Genomic DNA, 18,638 nt, shown 5'->3' on the forward strand with positions numbered 1-18,638 from the left:
GGGAAAGTTTATGGAAAAGAAAATATATCTTCCTTTAACAGAAGAACAAGCAGCAAATCTGAAAGCTGGAGATAATGTATTATTAAGTGGAATAATTTACACAGCAAGAGATGCAGCTCATGAAAGGTTAGTTAAGCTCATCGAGGAAAAAGAAAAGCTACCCATAGAACTTAAGGATTCAGTGATATATTACGTAGGACCTACACCAGAGAAACCTGGAGAAATAATTGGTTCAGCAGGTCCAACTACTAGTTATAGAATGGATAAATATGCACCTATACTTTTGGATTTAGGATTAAAAGGAATGATTGGTAAGGGAGCAAGAAGTGAAGAAGTCATTGAAGGAATTAAGAAAAATAAATCTATTTACTTTGGAGCTATAGGTGGTGCAGGAGCACTTATTAGCAAGTGTATAATATCTTCAGAGATTGTGGCTTATAAAGACCTTGGAGCTGAAGCTATAAGAAAACTTGAAGTGAAAGACATGCCTTTAACAGTAATTATAGATAGTGAAGGAAATAATCTTTATGAAATAGGAAAAGAAAAATATTTAAATGAGCAAGTAAAAAAACACAGCAGTTAAGCTGTGTTTTTTTGCTATATTGATTGGAATCCATTACCTTTTACTTCTGAAACATCAACTATTGTAATAAAGGCATTTGGATCTATATTTAAAATTTTTCTTCTTAAACTAATCATTTGAGAAGTGGTTACAGCTACATAAAGAAGCTTTCTTTTATGTCCAGTAAACTCACCTTCAGCCATTAAGGAAGTTATTCCCCTATGCATATCTTTTAATACAAAATCAATAATATCTTTTTCACGATCAGTTAATACTAAGAAGAGTTTTTTGCTAGTAAAACCATTAATTACTTTATCAATAGTAAATCCTTGAATATACATTGATATCAATGTATAAAGTGCTTGAGGTAAGCCAAAAATTAATGCACCAATAGCAACAATTATTAAGTTGAAATAGAAATTTACTGCACCTATTTCAAAACTAGGATATTTTTTTCGAATTACCATGGTAATAATATCAGTACCTCCAGTGGAACCATTTCTTGAAAAGACTAGTCCACTACCAATACCATTTATTACACCACCATAAATACAATAAAGCAATATATCATCAACATTTACAAATGATGATAATGGTTTAGTTAATATAAGAGCTGTAGAGAATGACAGCATTCCTATGGCAGTATAAATTGTGAAACGTTTGGTTAAAAATTTATAACTTACAAAGAATAATGGAATATTTATTAAGAAGACAATAAGCCCAGAAGGAATATTCAAAGCATATTGAAAAATAAGAGCGATACCAGTGGCACCACCACTAAGAAGTTTAGCATTAGAAATAAATAGATTTATTCCTAGTGCAGAAATAAATGTTCCTAAAATTATAAGTACAATATCTAAAATAAGCATTTTGTTTTTGTAAAATATCTTCATAAATTTTTCCTCATTAATTATTTATATAAATTTCATATAACATAATAAAGTATATAGTAGTAAAAATGCAATAGAAATAAAAAAAATTTTTTTTATAAGAGATATTAATTCTTAATAAATAAAAATCATTGATTAAAAGAGAATAGAAGAGGATAAAAGAAATGTTAAAAAAATTTATAGAAAAACAACAGAAAAACTATTTTTACAAATTAAAAATGTGAGTTTATAATAAGACAATATGTTGTGTGGAATAATGAAAATATAGACATATAATATACTATATATAGTAGAAGAGAGGAAATGGCTAAATGAATAAAATGTGTAAATTTGCTATAGAAGATATAAAGGATAAAGATGGCGTATATAATGAAGCAAAGTTAGTTGAGAGTTGTAATAACATAATAAGACCAGGTATGACTGAGGAAGAAATATTATCATCTATTATGCAAAGTGCCTTAGAGTTAACAACAGAAAGTGAACCAAAATGGCAATATGCAGCTTCAAAAATATATATTTATAAATTGTATAAAGAAGTAAATAATAACAGAGGGTTAAAAAAGCAAGAACCATATAGCAATTTTTATGATTTTATTAAAGAAATGACAACAAGAAATTTATATGGAAAATATATTTTAGAAAATTATTCACAAGAAGAGGTAGAGGAATTAGAAAAATATATAAAGCCAGAAAGAGATTATTTATTTACATATAGTGGTATTGATTTATTAACTAAAAGATATTTAATACATGATTATAATAAAAAGACATTAGAATTACCACAGCAAATGTTTATGGGAATAGCTATGCACTTAGCAATTCCAGAAGTAAAAGGTAAGAAAATAGAATGGGCTAAGAGATTTTATGATGTTTTAAGTTCATTAAAAGCTACAATGGCAACACCGACTATGTCAAATGCTAGAAAGCCATTTTATCAGTTAAGCTCATGTTTCATTGATACTGTTGATGATAGTTTAAATGGAATATATAAATCTTTAGATAACTTTGCTAATGTTTCTAAATTTGGCGGAGGTATGGGGATATACATAGGTAAGGTTAGAGCTTTAGAGTCAAGTATAAGAGGTTTTAAAGGAGCTGCTGGAGGAGTAATTCCATGGGTTAAATTATTTAATGATACAGCAATAGCAGTTGACCAGCTGGGAGTTAGAAATGGATCTGTAGCAGTATGGCTTGATGCATGGCATAAAGATATTCCTGAGTTTCTTCAAATAAGAACGAATAATGGAGATGATAGAAAGAAAGCACATGATGTTTTCCCTGGGTTATGTTATCCAGATTTATTTTGGCGTTTAGCAGAACAAGATATTGATGCAAATTGGTATATGATGTGTCCTCATGAGATTAAAGTTGCTAAGGGATATTCACTAGAAGATTATTATGGTGCAGAATGGGAAGAAAAGTACTATGAATGTGTTCATGATGATAGAATATCTAAGCGTGTTATGAGTGTAAAAGATATAGTAAGGCTTATTATAAAAAGTGCAGCAGAAACAGGAACACCATTTGCATTTTATAGAGACACTGTCAATAAGATGAACCCAAATAAGCATAAAGGGATAATATATTCTTCTAATCTTTGTACAGAAATAATGCAAAATATGAGTGCAATGGAAATACAACAAAAAGAAATTTTTGATAAGAACGGCGATAAAATAGTAATTGAAAAAACAAAAGCAGGAGATTTTGTTGTATGTAATCTTTCATCAATAGTATTAGGTAATGTTGATGTAAATGATGAAAAGGAAATTGAATATGTTGTTGAAACACAAATAAGAGCCATGGATAATGTAATTGACTTAAATTATTATGCAATTCCATTTGCTGAAATAACTAATAAAAAATATAGAGCAATAGGTCTTGGAACCAGTGGATATCATCATATGATTGCTAATAATAAAATTCATTGGGCAGAAGAAAAACATTTAGAATTTGCTGATAAAGTATATGAAAATATTAATTATTATGCAGTAAAAGCAAGTATGAAGATAGCTAAAGAAAAAGGTTCATATGAATGCTTTGAAGGATCTGATTGGCAAAATGGAGATTATTTCAAATTAAGAGGCTATTCTAGTGATAGATGGAATGAATTAAAGCAAGAAGTAAATAAAACAGGGTTAAGAAATGGATATTTATTAGCAGTAGCACCAAATGGTTCAACAGCTACTATAGCAGGTACATCAGAAGGTATAGATCCAGTTATGGCAAGATTTTGGTTAGAAGAGAAAAAAGGAAGCATAGTGCCAAAGACAGCACCTAATTTAAGCTGGGAAAATTTCTGGTTCTATAATTCAGCATATAATGTAGATCAAAGCTTTAGTGTTAAAGTTAATGGTGTACGTCAAAGACATATAGACCAAGGACAATCTTTTAACTTATATATAACGACAGATTTTACAATGAGACAAATAATGAACCTATACATAGATGCATGTAAGTGTGGAGTAAAATCAATATACTATGTAAGGTCAAAATCACTAACAGTAGAAGAGTGTGAGAGCTGTTCAGCATAATAAAAAATATAAAAACATTTGGGAGTAACTAATATGGATGTAAAAAAGAGATCTTTATTTAATGAAAATGGAGATGTGGAAGTCAGTAAAAAAAGAATGATTAATGGTAATACCACTAATTTAAATGATTTTAATAATATGAAATATGGATGGGTTTCAGAGTGGTATAGACAGGCAATGAATAATTTCTGGATACCAGAAGAAATTAATTTATCACAAGATTTAAAAGATTATAACAATTTAAAAGAAGCAGAGAAAGTTGCATACGATAAAATACTATCATTTTTAATATTTTTAGATTCAATACAGACAGCTAATTTAGGAAATATAAATAATTATATTACAGCCAGTGAAATTAACTTATGTCTTACAATCCAAGCTTTCCAAGAAGCTGTACACTCTCAAAGCTATAGCTATATGCTGGACACTATATGTTCTCCAGAAAAGAGAAATGAGATATTATATCAATGGAAAGATGATGAAATATTGCTGGAAAGAAATAAATTTATAGGGGCTCAATATAATAACTTTTTAGAAGAGCCTACTATAGAAAACTTAGTAAAGACAGTAATGGCTAATTACATTTTAGAAGGTATATATTTCTATTCTGGATTTATGTTCTTCTATAATTTAGAGAGAAATGGAAAGATGCCAGGTTCAGCTCAGGAAATAAGATATATAAATAGAGATGAAAACACTCACCTTTGGTTATTTAGAAGCATAATTAGAGAGCTTATAAATGAAGAGCCAGAAGTATTTACAGAAGAATTAAGAGAAGAATTAAGATGCATGATGAAAATAGGTGTTGAAAATGAAATTAATTGGGGTAAATATGTAATTGGTGATAAAATTCAAGGAATAAATAGTAATTTAATTGAAAGTTATATAAAATATTTAGGTAATAGAAGATTAAAAGAAATTGGATTTGAAGTAATTTTTGAAGGTTATGATGAAAATCCAGCTAAATGGGTAGATACTTTAGCAGATGCAAATTCAGTAAAAACTGACTTTTTTGAAGCAAAATCAACAGCATATGCAAAAGCTAGTGTATTAATTGATGATTTATAAAATTAACATTTACAGTATAAATTTGAAAATATTATCAAAAAAATGTTATAAAATATGATAGTTGTTAAAAAAATATAAAGTATTTTGAGAAAATATTAAAAATTAAAGAAATTTTGATAATATTTAAAGAATATATGTTATAATTAAAAAACAATCATAATATTTTAATTAACTATGGAATTACAATGTTAAACAATTACATTGTTATGATGCAGGGAGGAAATTGCAATGAAAAATGGTATTGCTGCTTCAAAAGGATATGCAATAGGTAAAGTATTTATTCAACAACATGAAGAAATAGTTATAACAGATGAAAAAGTAACAGATGTTGCTGCTGCTAAGGCAGAATTAAGCAAAGCTTTAGAAGATTCAAGAATTCAATTAGAAGCTATTAAAGCTAAAACTTTAGAAGAAATAGGTGAGCACGAAGCTCAGGTTTTCGTAGCACACTTAGAATTATTAGATGATCCAGGATTTGCTGGAGAAATGGAAAACACTATAGAAAATGAAAGTATAAATCCAATGAAAGCAGTTCAAATGGTAACAGATACTTTCGTTATGATATTTGAATCAATGGAAGATGCATATATGAGAGAAAGAGCTGCTGATGTTAAAGACGTTTCTAAGAGAATAATCTCTAACTTAGCAGGAAAAGGTGGAAGTGATTTTGCTATAACTGAAAAGAATACAGTTGTAGTTGCTCATGATTTAACTCCATCAGATACAGCTCAATTAGATAGATCATTAGTTGTTGGTTTCTTAACTAACATTGGGGGAAGAACTTCTCACTCAGCTATCATGGCTAGAACATTAGAAATACCAGCAGTAGTTGGTTTAGGAGATATAACTACTTCAGTTAAAAATGGAGACTTAGTTATAGTTGATGGTATTGAAGGTATTGCTATAATCAATCCTTCAGAAGAAGTAGTAGCAGAATATAGAGCTAAGCAAGAAGCTTTCAAAGCAGAACAAGAAGAATTAAAGAAACTTATCGAAGTTAAAACAGTTACTAAATCAGGTAAAAGAGTAGAGGTTTGTGGAAACATAGGAAAGCCAGAAGATATAGACCAAGTTTTAGCTAATGGTGGAGATGGTGTAGGTTTATTCAGAACAGAATTCTTATATATGGATAGAGATTCAGCTCCAACTGAAGAAGAACAATTCGCAGCATATAAGACTGTATTAGAAAAAGCTAACGGAAAACAAGTTGTTATAAGAACATTAGATATCGGTGGAGATAAGGTATTACCTTACTTACCATTACCAGAAGAAATGAACCCATTCTTAGGATATAGAGCTATAAGATTATGTTTAGATAGAAAAGACATATTTAAAGTTCAAATAAGAGCTTTACTTAGAGCTTCAGTATATGGTAAATTAGCAGTTATGTTCCCAATGATTTCAGGATTAGAAGAATTCCAAGCTGCTAAAGAATTCGTAGAAGAGTGTAGAGCAGAATTACATGCTGAAGGAGTAGCTACTTCAGATTCAATTCAATGGGGTATAATGGTTGAAATACCTGCAGCTGCAGTAATGGCTGATGAATTAGCTAAGCATGTTGACTTCTTCTCAATAGGAACAAACGACTTAATTCAATATACATTAGCTGCTGATAGAATGAGTGAAAAAGTTTCATATCTTTACAATCCAATGCACCCAGCTGTATTAAGATTAATAAAGATGACTATTGATGGAGCTCATAAGCACGGTAAATGGGTTGGAATGTGTGGAGAAATGGCAGGAGATGAAGCTGCTATCCCAACACTTGTTGAATATGGACTAGATGAGTTCTCAATGAGTGCTACTTCAATCTTAAATGCTAAGAAGATAATCTTAGAACAAGAATAATATAAAAAATAAGAGGTAAAGGTATTAAGTACTTTACCTCTTATTTTTTATCTGAAAAGTATTCAAAGGTTAATGGCAGTGGTATTTATATGAAAAAGTTAATGGAATAAGGAGATAGTAAGCTGTCCAACGAGTTATAATAGAAGAAAAGAAAAATAATGAGAAGATGGAGACGTAAAATACTGGCATGATAAAAATGATGCAAATCATGTTCCTAAAAGAAGTCTTTCAGATTTAATTATAGAAGGCAAAATTAAATAATATTATTAAATGGACTGTTTTTATCTAATTGATAAGAAACAGTTTATTTTATTTAATAAGTATTTGAGCAGTAGTATTAAGGTATAATAAACATGGGTGGTGATTTTATGAAAATTATTTTTGAAATTTTTCTATCTATATTTAAAATAGGAGCATTTACTTTTGGTGGAGGATATGCAATGATTCCATTAATTGAACAAGAGGTGGTTAATAATAAGAAATGGCTTAATAAAGATGAATTTATGGATGTATTAGTGGTAGCACAAAGTCTTCCAGGGGCAATGGCAATTAATGCATCTATTTTTTTAGGATATAGGATAGCTGGAATTTTAGGTGCTATATCAGCATTAATTGCAGTAATATTACCATCTTTTATAATAATTATATTAATAGCTGCTTTTTTTATGCAATTTAGAAATAATTACTATGTTAATGCTGCTTTTATGGGCATAACAGCAGCAGTGCCAATGCTTGTATTAGTAGGAGCTATAAGTTTAGCTAAAGGAATACCTAAAAATTTAAGAAGCCTTATAACTATACTTATTTCATTAATTGCATTGATATTTTTTCATATTAACCCTGTGGTAGTAATAATAGTATCTGGAGTTTATGGAGCGATATTTTTAAGAGGGAAGGTATAGGAGATGAAACTATTAGTAAAATTATATTTAGCCTTTTTAAAGATAGGTACTTTTAGCTTTGGCGGTGGATATGCAATGCTTCCTTTTATTCAAAAGGAAATAGTAGAAAAAAATAATTGGATAAGTAGTACAGAATTTACTGATATAATTGGCATTTCACAAATGACACCAGGACCTGTGGCAATAAATTCTGCAACTTTTGTTGGATATAAAATAAGTGGAGTAATAGGCAGTATAGTTGCTACATTAGGAGTAATAACTACTTCATTTATTTTAGTAGTAATAATAAATAGGATATTAGATAAATTCAAAGAATTTAAAATGGTTCAAGCTGCATTATTAGGTATGAAACCAGCACTTATAGCATTGATAATATATGCTTTTTGGGATTTAGCTATAGATGCATATAAAGATTGGAAAAGTATTTTTATTACTGTGATAATTGCAGTAGTATTGTGGTCAAAAAAAGTGCATCCTATATTAGTAATTGTAATTGCTGCAATACTTGGTTTAGTATTTTATGTATAATAACGATATTATAATAGTAAATTTTAAATAATGGAGACAATGAATGGGAAATAAACTTAACAAAATATATGAAAAGTCTATGGATAATTATAATAAAGGTTATATTGAAAAGGCTTTAGAAGAATGTGAAAAGGGTATATCTTTAAATTTAAAAGATGTGAGACTATTAAATTTAAAGGGAATGCTAGTATATATAAAAGGAGATTTAAAGGGAGCAATTGCTGTATGGAAAATAAATAAAGATTATAATAATGATGAAATATCAAAAATTTATATTAGAGATGCAAAAAAAGATGAAGAAAATATTAAATTATACTCTTTAGCAGAACATGATATCAAAGAGTTGAAGATTGATAATGCCATAGAAAAATTAGAGAAGTGTAGGGTGAGTGATTTTAATAGCATAAATGTTAATAATGCTTTATCCATATGTTATTTAAGAAAAGGCAATTATTTAAAAGCAATGGAGTTTAATGAAGCCTCACTAATTATAAATAAAGAGGGAAGGACAGCTCTTGAAATAAGAAATCAAATTAATGGATATTTACAAGATCCAGTAGATGAATTTAAAAATTCAATAAAGAAAAAAGCTTTAATAATATTATTGATACTATTAGGTGTAATAGCTATATTTATATTTTTAAATATTAATAAAAAAGATGAAGGTTTATCAAATAATACTGAAAATATAGTAGCAAATGAAGAAATTATAAATAAAGAAATCATAAATGAAGAAGTTAATAATGAAGAAGTTAATAATGAAGAAAAAAATACTCAAGTTAATAAACTTAATTCGGAAGAAGAAATTAAAAAAGCATATGAAGAATCAATAGGGTTATTTGATGAAAAAAAATATGATGAATCAATAGAAAAGTTACAAAGTGCATATAATAGTGATGTAGATACTTATTATCGTAAACACGTATTATTTTTATTAGCATCATGTTATTATGAAAAAAATCAAATTAATGAAGCTATACAATATTATGAAGAATATATTGATAAATATGATGAAACATATATAGAGGAGATATATTATAAATTAGCTTTAGCGTATGAAAACATAGATTTAAATAAAAGTAAAGAATATGCAAATTATATAAAAAATAAATTTAGTAATTCCATATATAACAATAGCAAAATATCTCAAATAATATATAAATAAAGGAGGAGAATAACAATAATTACTGTAATTGAAGATATTAAAGTCTATAACCCAAAATATTTGGGTATTAAGACAATAGTCTTAGTTGGAAACAAGATAGAAGGGATATACGATAAATTAAAAATACCAGAAGATTTTATAGAAATTAAAAGAATAAATGGTGTTGGAAAGATATGTTTACCAGGATTTATAGATTCACATGTTCATATTATTGGTGGAGGTGGTGAAGGCGGATTTAGAACTCGTACTAAAGAAATAGATATAAAAGAACTTATAGAAGCTGGAATAACTTCAGCAGTAGGATGTTTAGGTACTGATTCTGTATGTAGAAATATGGAAACACTTTTAGCAAAAGCAAATGCATTGGAGGAAGATGGTATAACAGTATATTGTTATACAGGTTCATATGATATACCAATAAAGACAGTAACAGATAGTATAAAGAAAGATGTAATGCTAATTGAAAAAATAATAGGTGTAGGAGAAGTAGCATTATCGGATCATAGAAGTACTCAGCCTACTTATGATGAATTTCTTAGAGTTGTGGCAGAAACAAGAGTAGCTGGATTATTATCAGGAAAAGCAGGCGTAATTAATGTGCATTTAGGTGATGGCAAAATGGGTCTAGAATATATTGTTAAAATGATAGAAGAAACAGAAATACCAAGTACGCAAATATTACCAACTCACCTTAATAGAAATAAAGATTTGTTAGATGAAGGTTTAAGATATGCTAAAAAAGGTGGATATATAGATTTAACAACAAGTTCAGACCCTAAGCATTTAGAACCAGGGGAAATGAGAGCATCAGAAGCATTAGAATACTTATTAAATAAAGGTGTTAAAATTGATAATATAACATTTTCATCTGATGGTAATGGAAGTATGCCTGTTTTTGATAAAGGTAAGTTATTAGGTTTAGGGATATGTAGTGTAACAAGTTTATATGGAGAAGTTAAAGAAGCTGTTAAGAATTATAATATTCCAATGGAAACTGCTATTAAAGTAATAACTTCAAATGTATCAAGGATATTAAAATTAGAAAATAAGGGTACTATAGAAATGGGAAAGGATGCGGATTTAGTTATTGTTGATGATGAAAATTTAGAAATAAATATTGTAATAGCTAATGGAAATATTGTTGTTGAAAATGGAAAAGCTATTATAGAGAGCATATTCGTTTAATGTTTAATATAAAAATAAGGGGCTATATCTAATAAGACATAGCTCCTTATTTTTAATAAGCTAAAGAGAAAAATAAATGCTGACCTATTAAGGTAGTATCAGATTTTTCTACACTTCTCATCCAGCTACAAGTTGCTGTTTCTGGGTTATAAAAAAATAACGCATCACCAGTTGGATCATAGCCTTTAATAGCATCATAAACAGCTGCAAAACACTCTGATGATGGTTCAACGGTAATCTTTCCATCTACTACGCAAGAAAAAGCATAGGGTTGGAATATTACTTCTTGAACCGTATCAGGAAATTGTGGACTTAAGACACGATTTAATATTACAGATGCTACGGCTACCTTTCCTTCAAATGGTTCGCCTTTACTTTCAGCATATACAACTTGAGACATAATATATATGTCATCTTCTGTTAAATAAATTGAACTATTATTATCTGAAAAAACTTCTACATAATCATTATCAGATAAATCTATACAGCTCTCACTGGAGCAATTTAAGCTTTCAACATTTTCATCATACTTTAAATTATTTAATAAATTAATATTATCTGCTAGTTCATAACCTTTGCAGCTAATATTCGCTGAAAGAGAAAGGGTTAAAATAAAAAAAATAAAAAAATTAACCAATTTCATAAAAAACCTCCTTTTGGTTACAACCCAATCAGAATATAGTGTAACCAGAAAGAGAAAAATAATACTAAGAATTTTCTAACAAGCTTAAAAATTGCTGGATGCTCTCTAAAACATTATTATATTTTTTATATGCATTATCATAATTTTTATCAATAACTGTCTTATTTTTTTTATAATCAGAAGAGGAGCGTTCATATATAATGGCAGTACGCATTGAATTTAAATAAGATGAATATAAAGAAAAAATATCATTTAAATTATTATAATAATTTAAATAGCCTTCTGGAATAGAAACACTATTTAAATCTTTCTTTAGAAAATTAAAAGAATTTTCTTTATCATTTAAATCATTAATAATAGCATCGAAGCTTCTATTTTCTTCGCGAACACGATCAACTGCTGGCTTAAGGTCTTCTAAAAGTCCTAAAAAGTTATTAGATATAGCTGAAAGCTTAGTAATAAATTCTGTATTTTGTGAATGTTTAAGTTCACTTTCAATCTTGCTTTGGTTTAATTTGGAGTAATGAGAAATAAATGCGTATAAAAAGTTTTGTAAAGAACTACTATAATTAAGTGAAATGCCTTCATCAGATAGTTTAGAGTAAGAAGCAATGCAGTTATTTTTTAAGGCATCTAAATTAGCAGCTAGTTCATCTAATGAAGAGTCTTCATATGTAGAAATATAGTTAAGACAGTATGTGTATAAGTTATAAGTGTCATCCAATGCTTTAAGTAGATTGCTAGATACTTGGCTATTGTCATTAGAAGATAAACTAGCCAAAGATGTCTTACAATTATCTAAATCGGCAAGGCCATTTTTTAATAAAGATGAAGCTGCCACGATATTTAATGAAGTGTCGGCAGTACAATTATTAAGTGAAGAGTTAATTGAATTAAGATTATTAGCTATAAGAGCATAATTTGATAGATTACTATAAGTAGTTGTGCTTTTCATATTAGAGCTAATATTTAAAAGAATAACGCAAGTTGAGGTAATAATAATAGATATTATAAGACAAATTATGAAGTTAAAATTATTTTTTAAATACTCTTTATTAATATTCATTAAAAATCACATCCTTTGAAAAGTTGTCTTTACATAAATTTATTAAGATAAACTTAAAAATATTATATATATTGTTAAAAAATATAAGTTATAGTGTATAATTTAAATAGAAAAGTAATGGTGGTGAAATTATGGAAGAGTTGGTTTCAATGATTGTAAATGCTTTAAGAAATATTTCAATCAGTGCATGTATAGATATAGTAGTTGTAGCTTTTATTTTTTATAAAGGATACTTTTTAATAAAGGAAACCAGGGCAGAGCAATTATTAAAAGGAATTGCCTTAATTATAGTATTAATACCAATAAGTTATTTATTTAATTTATCAATGCTATATTACATATTAAATAAGACATTAGCTATTGGGGTCTTATCAGTGGTAATTATCTTTCAACCTGAAATTAGAAGAGCATTGGAGCATTTAGGCAGAAGTGCTTTTGAAGATAAGCATGGCTTTGAAGATAAAGAACAGATGAACAAAAATGTAAATGAAATAGTTGAAGCAGTGATTAATCTTGCAGAAACTAAAACAGGAGCATTAATTGCCATTGAACAAGGAACAGGACTGGGAGAGTTAATAGCATCAGGTACAGAGATAGATTCAAAAATATCAGCAAATCTATTAGAAAATATATTTGTTATTAATACCCCATTACATGATGGTGCAACAATAATTGGTAAAGGAAGAATAATAGCATCAGGATGTGTGTTGCCACTTACTAATCAAGATATAAATAAGAAGCTTGGTACAAGACATAGAGCTGCTATAGGACTATCTGAAATATCTGATGCTTTAGTAATAATTGTATCAGAAGAAACAGGAATAATTTCTCTAGCTATTAATGGAAGACTTACAAGAAACTATGATAGAGATAGATTGAAAATTATATTATTAAAAATAATGGAAGAAAGAGAAAATAAGAGAGTTAAAACTGCAGGCAAGAAGGTGAAGGGATGGATAACAGGAAAACTAAGCAAAAAATAATAGTTCAAATTGTATCACTTTTTATATCCATTGGGTTATGGTTATATGTAACTAATACTGAAAATCCAATAAGGACTGTAGAAGTAAGCAAGGTTCCTGTACAGCTTTTAAATGCTAACGATTTATCAAAGCAAGGGATGGCCTTAGTACCCAATCAAAGTATTTATGTAGATTTAAAGGTTGAAGGATATAGCCAAGACGTGTATAAATTGAATAAAGATAACTTTTCAATTAAGATAGATTTAGCTGAGTATGCCTTAAAGTTAGGAGATAACTCAATTCCAATAACTATAGTTGATACTCCATCAAACGTTACAGTGAAAAATACCTCTAATTTAGTTGTGACAGTAAAGATTGAAGAAATTATAGAAAAAGATTTTAAGGTGGAGTCAAGAATAGATGTGGCAGCCAAAGCTAATTATTATGTTGCACAGCCTCAAATAAATCCAGAAACAGTGACAGTATCTGGACCAAAATCACTAGTAAGTCAAGTTAAGGGAGTTGTGGTATTAGGTCAGGAGGATAATGTTTTTGAAGATATAGTTAAAAATTATGAAGTTGTAGCTATAGGTGATAGTGGATATACTGTAGAAGGGGTAAAACTTTCAACTGAAAGAGTACAAGTAATTATCAAAGTTAACCCAGGTAAATCTGTACCTATTAAGGTAGGCACTATAGGTAATGCAGGTTATAATATTAATATAGCATCCATGGAACTATCGCAGAATTATGTGGAAATAACAGGACCTCAATATATTTTAGATAGTATCAGTGAGATATACACAGAAGCTATTGATTTATCTAGAATAACAAAAAACAGTAATATGAAAGTTGATTTAATTTTTCCAGATGGTATTGAAAAAGCAAGCATATCATATGTTACTGTAAGTATTGAAGTAGAAGAAGTTAAGGAAAGCCAAGAAAATGAAGTAACAAGAGAATTTGAAGTAGAATATACTACAAGTGGTTTGGCAAGTGATTTTAATATGACAGCTTCATCAAACAAGGTAAAGATTGTACTTAAAGGTAGCAAGAATAAACTAGATTCTATCAATATAGAAAATATAGTAGCTAGTATAGATTTATCTTCAATAACTGATACAGGACAATATACAGAGACTCCAGCTGTTAATATTACAGGAGATGCTGAAGGTGTTGAAATAATCAGTGTTGAAAGCATAATAATAAATGTAACTAAAGAAGAAAATAGCGAAGGTGTCTTTAATGAAACAACTACCAATGAAGAAAGTACTTTAGCTCAATAATAGTTAATAATGAATTATGAATTGATGATAAAAAGCCCCGATGGGCTTTTTATTCTTGTTACTTATTAACTAAAGCTATGATAGACTTAACTAATTAACGTAGTGTTTAATTAATATGTGAGGTATGATAAAATAGTCTAACATTAGAAAATAATAATTAAGAAGGTGATTTTATGACTATAAGAGTTAATAATATAGTACTTAGCTTAGATGATGATATACGTATATTAAAAAAGAAAGTTAGTAAAAAGCTGAAGATATCTATTGATGAAATAAAAAACTTTAAGATAATAAAGGAAAGCTTAGATGCTAGAAATAAAGATAATATAAGACTTACATATGCCGTAGAATTAGAACATAAAAATGAAGAAAAGCTTGTGGAAAGATTACATGATAAAGATGTAAAAATAGATACTACAAAATATGAACCAGATGTTCAGGAAGGAAATGAAAAGCTTAATAATAGGCCTGTAGTAGTGGGGTTTGGGCCATCAGGTATATTTGCAGCTTTAATGTTAGCAGAAAAAGGTTATAAACCACTGGTGATAGAACGTGGAGAAGATGTGGATAAAAGAAGTGAAACTGTGGATAGATTTTGGACAGAAGGAAAGTTGAATTTAGAATCTAATGTACAGTTTGGAGAAGGGGGAGCAGGTGCCTTTTCAGATGGTAAGCTTACTACAAGAATAAAAGATAAAAGATGTGATTATGTATTAGCAGAGCTTGTTAAAGGTGGAGCACCAGCAGAGATTGCTTATCTAGGAAAGCCACATGTTGGTACAGATATTTTAAAAGATGTTGTTAAGAATATAAGAAAAAAAATAATTAAATTAGGTGGAGAAGTAAGATTTTCTTCTAAACTTGAATATATAAATAAGGAAAATGGTAAAGTTAAGAGTATCATAGTAAATGGTGAAGAAATTCCTTGTGAAGCTGTGATATTAGCATTAGGACATAGTGCTAGAGATACTTATGAAATGCTTTATGAAACAGGCCTTGAAATGACACAAAAAGCTTTTGCCATTGGCGTAAGAATAGAGCATCCACAGGATTTAATAAATAAGAGTCAATATGGAAAGTTCCATAATCATCCTAAATTAAAGGCTGCAGACTATAAACTTACTTATCAATGCAAAGAAAGTAAAAGAGGAGTATATTCATTCTGTATGTGTCCAGGTGGAGTAGTTGTAGCAGCAGCCTCAGAAGAGGGAAGAGTTGTTACCAATGGAATGAGTTATCATGCTAGAGATTTGGAAAATGCTAATTCAGCATTAGTTGTTCAAGTACATCCAGAAGATTTTGGTAGCGAATATGTTTTAGCAGGGGTAGAATTTCAAAGAAAATATGAAGAGCTTGCTTATAAGGTAGGTGGAGCTAATTATAATGCACCAGTACAACTTGTAGGAGATTTTATGAGGGATAGAGTTTCTACTAAAATAGGTTCTGTAACACCAGGATATAAACCAGGATATAAACTTGTAGATATGAGAGAATGTCTGCCAGATTTCGTTGTTGAATCAATTAAAGAAGGTATAGTTAATTTTGATAGAAAAATTAAAGGTTATGGCATGGATGATGCAGTTCTTACAGGAGTGGAAACAAGAACATCAGCACCTATAAGGATGCTAAGAAATGAAAACTTTGAAAGTACTTCTATTGAAGGTATTTATCCTTGTGGAGAAGGTGCAGGATTTGCTGGGGGAATTATTTCAGCGGCAGTAGATGGTATAAAGGTTGCGGAAAATATCATAGGAAAATATATCAAACTAAATATTTAATAAAAAATTACAATGAATCAAGCATATTGATTCATTGTTTTTTTTATGTGAAAAAAATAACTAAAAGTTTTCTGAAAATTTAGGAATTTGTGATAAAGTTTGATAAAATATAATTGTTAAATATTATAAAAAATACTAAAATTTATAATAAAAGGGATAAAATAAGAAATGAGAGGTGTATTATGAGTAAGAATTTTGATGATTTATTATCAAAATTAAAGGGGATTAAGAGAAAAAAATTAGCAGTAGCAGTGGCACAAGATGAGCCAGTTCTAGAAGCTGTTAAAGAAGCAAATGATAAAGGAATAGCTGATGCAATATTGGTTGGAAATAAAGAAGAAATATCTTTAATAGCAAAGAACATAGGTATGGATTTAAATAAATTTGAAATAGTAAATATAGAAGAACCTAAGAAAGCAACATTACATGCAGTTGAATTAGTATCGATAGGAAGAGCAGATATGCTTATGAAGGGTCTAGTAGATACAGCAACGTTTTTAAGAAGCGTATTAAATAAGGAAGTTGGACTTAGAACAGGAAGTTTAATGTCTCATGTAGCTGTTTTTGAAATAGAAGGATTTGATAGATTAATTCTTTTAACAGATGCAGCATTTAATACTTATCCAGAGTTAAAGGATAAAGCTCAAATAATTAAAAATTCAGTAGTGGTAGCAAAGGCTTGTGGAATACAAACACCAAAAGTAGCTCCAATATGTGCTGTGGAAGTTGTTAACCCAGATATGCAAGCAACAGTAGATGCAGCATTATTATCAAAGATGAGTGATAGAGGGCAAATTAAAGGATGTATAGTTGATGGACCTTTAGCATTAGATAATGCTTTATCAATTGAAGCTGCTGAACATAAAGGGGTAAGCGGCTCAGTTGCAGGAAATGCAGATATATTGTTACTTCCTAATATTGAAACAGCTAATGTTATGTATAAAACATTAACTTATACTGCTCATACTAAGAATGGTGGAATACTGGTAGGTACATCAGCACCAGTAATTTTAACTTCAAGAGCTGATAGCTTTGAAACCAAGGTTAATTCCATAGTATTAGCTGCATTAGTAGCTGAAAATAAATAAGAATTTTTGGGAGGATTAAAAATGGCATTTAAATTATTAATAATAAATCCAGGTTCAACATCAACTAAAATTGGTGTTTATGAAGATGAAAAGCAAATTTTTGAGAAGACTTTAAGGCATAGTGCAGAAGAAATAGGTCAATTTGAAACTATTTACTCTCAAAAGGATTTTAGGAAGGAAGTAATCCTTAATGTTTTAAGAGAAAATAATTTTGATATAAACACTTTAGATGCAGTAATAGGGCGAGGTGGACTTTTAAAACCAATTCCAAGTGGGACTTATGAAGTAAACAAGGCTTTACTTGAGGATTTAAAGATTGGGGTGCAAGGACCTCATGCTTCAAATTTAGGAGGAATATTAGCACAAGAAATTGCAGAACAAGCAGATGTAAGAGCTTTTATAGTTGATCCAGTTGTAGTTGATGAACTAAGCGATGTAGCAAGATTATCTGGAGTGCCAGAATTAAGAAGAATAAGCATATTCCATGCTTTAAATCAAAAAGCTGTTGCTAAGAGGTTTGCTAAAGAAAGTGGTAAAAGATATGAAGACTTTAACCTTGTAGTTACTCATATGGGTGGTGGAGTTTCTGTAGGTGCTCATAAAAATGGTAGAGTCATAGATGTTAATAACACTTTAGATGGAGATGGTCCATTTTCACCTGAAAGAGCTGGAGGAGTACCAGCAGGAGAGCTAATTAAAATGTGCTTTAGTGGTGAATATACTAAGGATGAAGTATATAAGAAGATAGTAGGAAAAGGTGGAGTAGTTGCTTATTTAGGAACTAATGATTTAAAGTCTGTTATTGATAAGAAAAATAATGGAGATGAAAAATGTAAATTAGTATATGATGCATTTATTTATCAAGTGGCAAAGGAGATAGGAGCTATGTCTACTGTTCTAAAGGGCCAAGTTGATGCAATAATTTTAACTGGTGGAATAGCATACTCACCATTTGTAGTAGATGATTTGAAAAAAGCCATAGGTTGGATTGCACCAGTAAAAGTATATCCAGGAGAGGATGAGCTTTTAGCGTTAGCACAAGGTGGAATTAGAGTATTAAGTGGGGAAGAGGAAGCAAAAGAATACAAATAAATTTATAATGCTTGAAAATTAGATTTTCAAGCTCTTTTTATTTG

16 protein-coding genes are annotated in these 18,638 nt (G+C 29.2%); 13 read left to right on the plus strand and 3 right to left on the minus strand.

The features are described from left to right. The first annotated feature begins 10 nt into the window (after nt 1-10). Entirely contained in the window at nt 11-583 is a 573-nt protein-coding gene (locus tag BHW04_RS03375) for a Fe-S-containing hydro-lyase (protein ID WP_022212014.1), read from the plus strand. Nucleotides 584-597: 14 nt separating this feature from the next. Here the strand turns inward: BHW04_RS03375 and BHW04_RS03380 are convergent, their stop codons facing one another. Further along, the gene (locus BHW04_RS03380) at nt 598-1,455 is read right to left on the minus strand and encodes a YitT family protein (protein WP_022212015.1); all 858 of its coding nucleotides are present in this window, start codon (nt 1,453-1,455) and stop codon (nt 598-600) included. 308 nt (nt 1,456-1,763) lie between these two features. On the opposite strand from BHW04_RS03380, the gene BHW04_RS03385 reads away from it, so the two are divergent. The 7 genes from BHW04_RS03385 (at nt 1,764) to iadA (ending at nt 10,679) form a co-directional block, all read left to right on the plus strand. Next, the gene (locus BHW04_RS03385; protein WP_302630718.1) at nt 1,764-3,983 is read left to right on the plus strand and encodes a ribonucleoside-diphosphate reductase subunit alpha; all 2,220 of its coding nucleotides are present in this window, start codon (nt 1,764-1,766) and stop codon (nt 3,981-3,983) included. A 33-nt stretch (nt 3,984-4,016) separates the two neighbouring features. Continuing rightward, entirely contained in the window at nt 4,017-5,051 is a 1,035-nt protein-coding gene (locus BHW04_RS03390) for a ribonucleotide-diphosphate reductase subunit beta (protein WP_302623517.1), read from the plus strand. 228 nt (nt 5,052-5,279) lie between these two features. Continuing rightward, nucleotides 5,280-6,899 carry a phosphoenolpyruvate--protein phosphotransferase gene (ptsP, locus tag BHW04_RS03395; RefSeq protein WP_022212018.1) on the plus strand — a complete coding sequence of 540 codons (1,620 nt, stop codon included), beginning with the start codon at nt 5,280-5,282 and terminating at the stop codon, nt 6,897-6,899. Between the two features lie 368 nt (nt 6,900-7,267). After that, complete coding sequence (locus BHW04_RS03400) at nt 7,268-7,801, plus strand: chromate transporter (RefSeq protein ID WP_186835313.1); 534 nt, start codon at nt 7,268-7,270, stop codon at nt 7,799-7,801. A 3-nt stretch (nt 7,802-7,804) separates the two neighbouring features. Continuing rightward, the gene (locus tag BHW04_RS03405) at nt 7,805-8,329 is read left to right on the plus strand and encodes a chromate transporter (RefSeq protein WP_022212020.1); all 525 of its coding nucleotides are present in this window, start codon (nt 7,805-7,807) and stop codon (nt 8,327-8,329) included. 43 nt (nt 8,330-8,372) lie between these two features. Beyond that, nucleotides 8,373-9,494: a tetratricopeptide repeat protein gene (locus tag BHW04_RS03410; RefSeq protein WP_302698890.1), complete on the plus strand. Its 1,122-nt coding sequence runs from the start codon at nt 8,373-8,375 to the stop codon at nt 9,492-9,494. 15 nt (nt 9,495-9,509) lie between these two features. Then, nucleotides 9,510-10,679: a beta-aspartyl-peptidase gene (gene iadA / locus BHW04_RS03415; protein ID WP_302630723.1), complete on the plus strand. Its 1,170-nt coding sequence runs from the start codon at nt 9,510-9,512 to the stop codon at nt 10,677-10,679. A gap of 52 nt (nt 10,680-10,731) precedes the next feature. Here iadA and BHW04_RS03420 read toward each other — a convergent pair whose 3' ends face one another. Then, nucleotides 10,732-11,322 (minus strand): cell wall hydrolase, encoded by a 591-nt coding sequence (locus BHW04_RS03420; protein ID WP_022212023.1) that lies wholly within the window; start codon nt 11,320-11,322, stop codon nt 10,732-10,734. Between the two features lie 64 nt (nt 11,323-11,386). Next, nucleotides 11,387-12,388: a hypothetical protein gene (locus BHW04_RS03425; RefSeq protein WP_186835316.1), complete on the minus strand. Its 1,002-nt coding sequence runs from the start codon at nt 12,386-12,388 to the stop codon at nt 11,387-11,389. Nucleotides 12,389-12,519: 131 nt separating this feature from the next. Here BHW04_RS03425 and cdaA point away from each other — a divergent pair, with 131 nt between their 5' ends. The 5 genes from cdaA (at nt 12,520) to buk (ending at nt 18,594) form a co-directional block, all read left to right on the plus strand. Beyond that, the gene (gene cdaA / locus BHW04_RS03430; protein ID WP_302630715.1) at nt 12,520-13,371 is read left to right on the plus strand and encodes a diadenylate cyclase CdaA; all 852 of its coding nucleotides are present in this window, start codon (nt 12,520-12,522) and stop codon (nt 13,369-13,371) included. Further along, nucleotides 13,341-14,636, plus strand: a complete 1,296-nt coding sequence (locus BHW04_RS03435; RefSeq protein WP_302630714.1) for a CdaR family protein — start codon at nt 13,341-13,343, stop codon at nt 14,634-14,636. Before cdaA ends, BHW04_RS03435 begins: the two co-directional genes overlap by 31 nt. Nucleotides 14,637-14,809: 173 nt before the next feature. After that, the gene (locus BHW04_RS03440; protein ID WP_302698892.1) at nt 14,810-16,414 is read left to right on the plus strand and encodes an NAD(P)/FAD-dependent oxidoreductase; all 1,605 of its coding nucleotides are present in this window, start codon (nt 14,810-14,812) and stop codon (nt 16,412-16,414) included. Between the two features lie 140 nt (nt 16,415-16,554). Next, nucleotides 16,555-17,502 (plus strand): phosphate butyryltransferase, encoded by a 948-nt coding sequence (ptb, locus tag BHW04_RS03445; protein WP_302630722.1) that lies wholly within the window; start codon nt 16,555-16,557, stop codon nt 17,500-17,502. 21 nt (nt 17,503-17,523) lie between these two features. Beyond that, the gene (buk, locus tag BHW04_RS03450) at nt 17,524-18,594 is read left to right on the plus strand and encodes a butyrate kinase (protein WP_302623241.1); all 1,071 of its coding nucleotides are present in this window, start codon (nt 17,524-17,526) and stop codon (nt 18,592-18,594) included. The last annotated feature ends 44 nt before the right edge of the window (nt 18,595-18,638 follow it).

The organism is Clostridium sp. 29_15, from assembly GCF_001916075.1.
Classification (GTDB): Bacteria; Bacillota; Clostridia; order Clostridiales; family Clostridiaceae; genus Clostridium; species Clostridium lentum.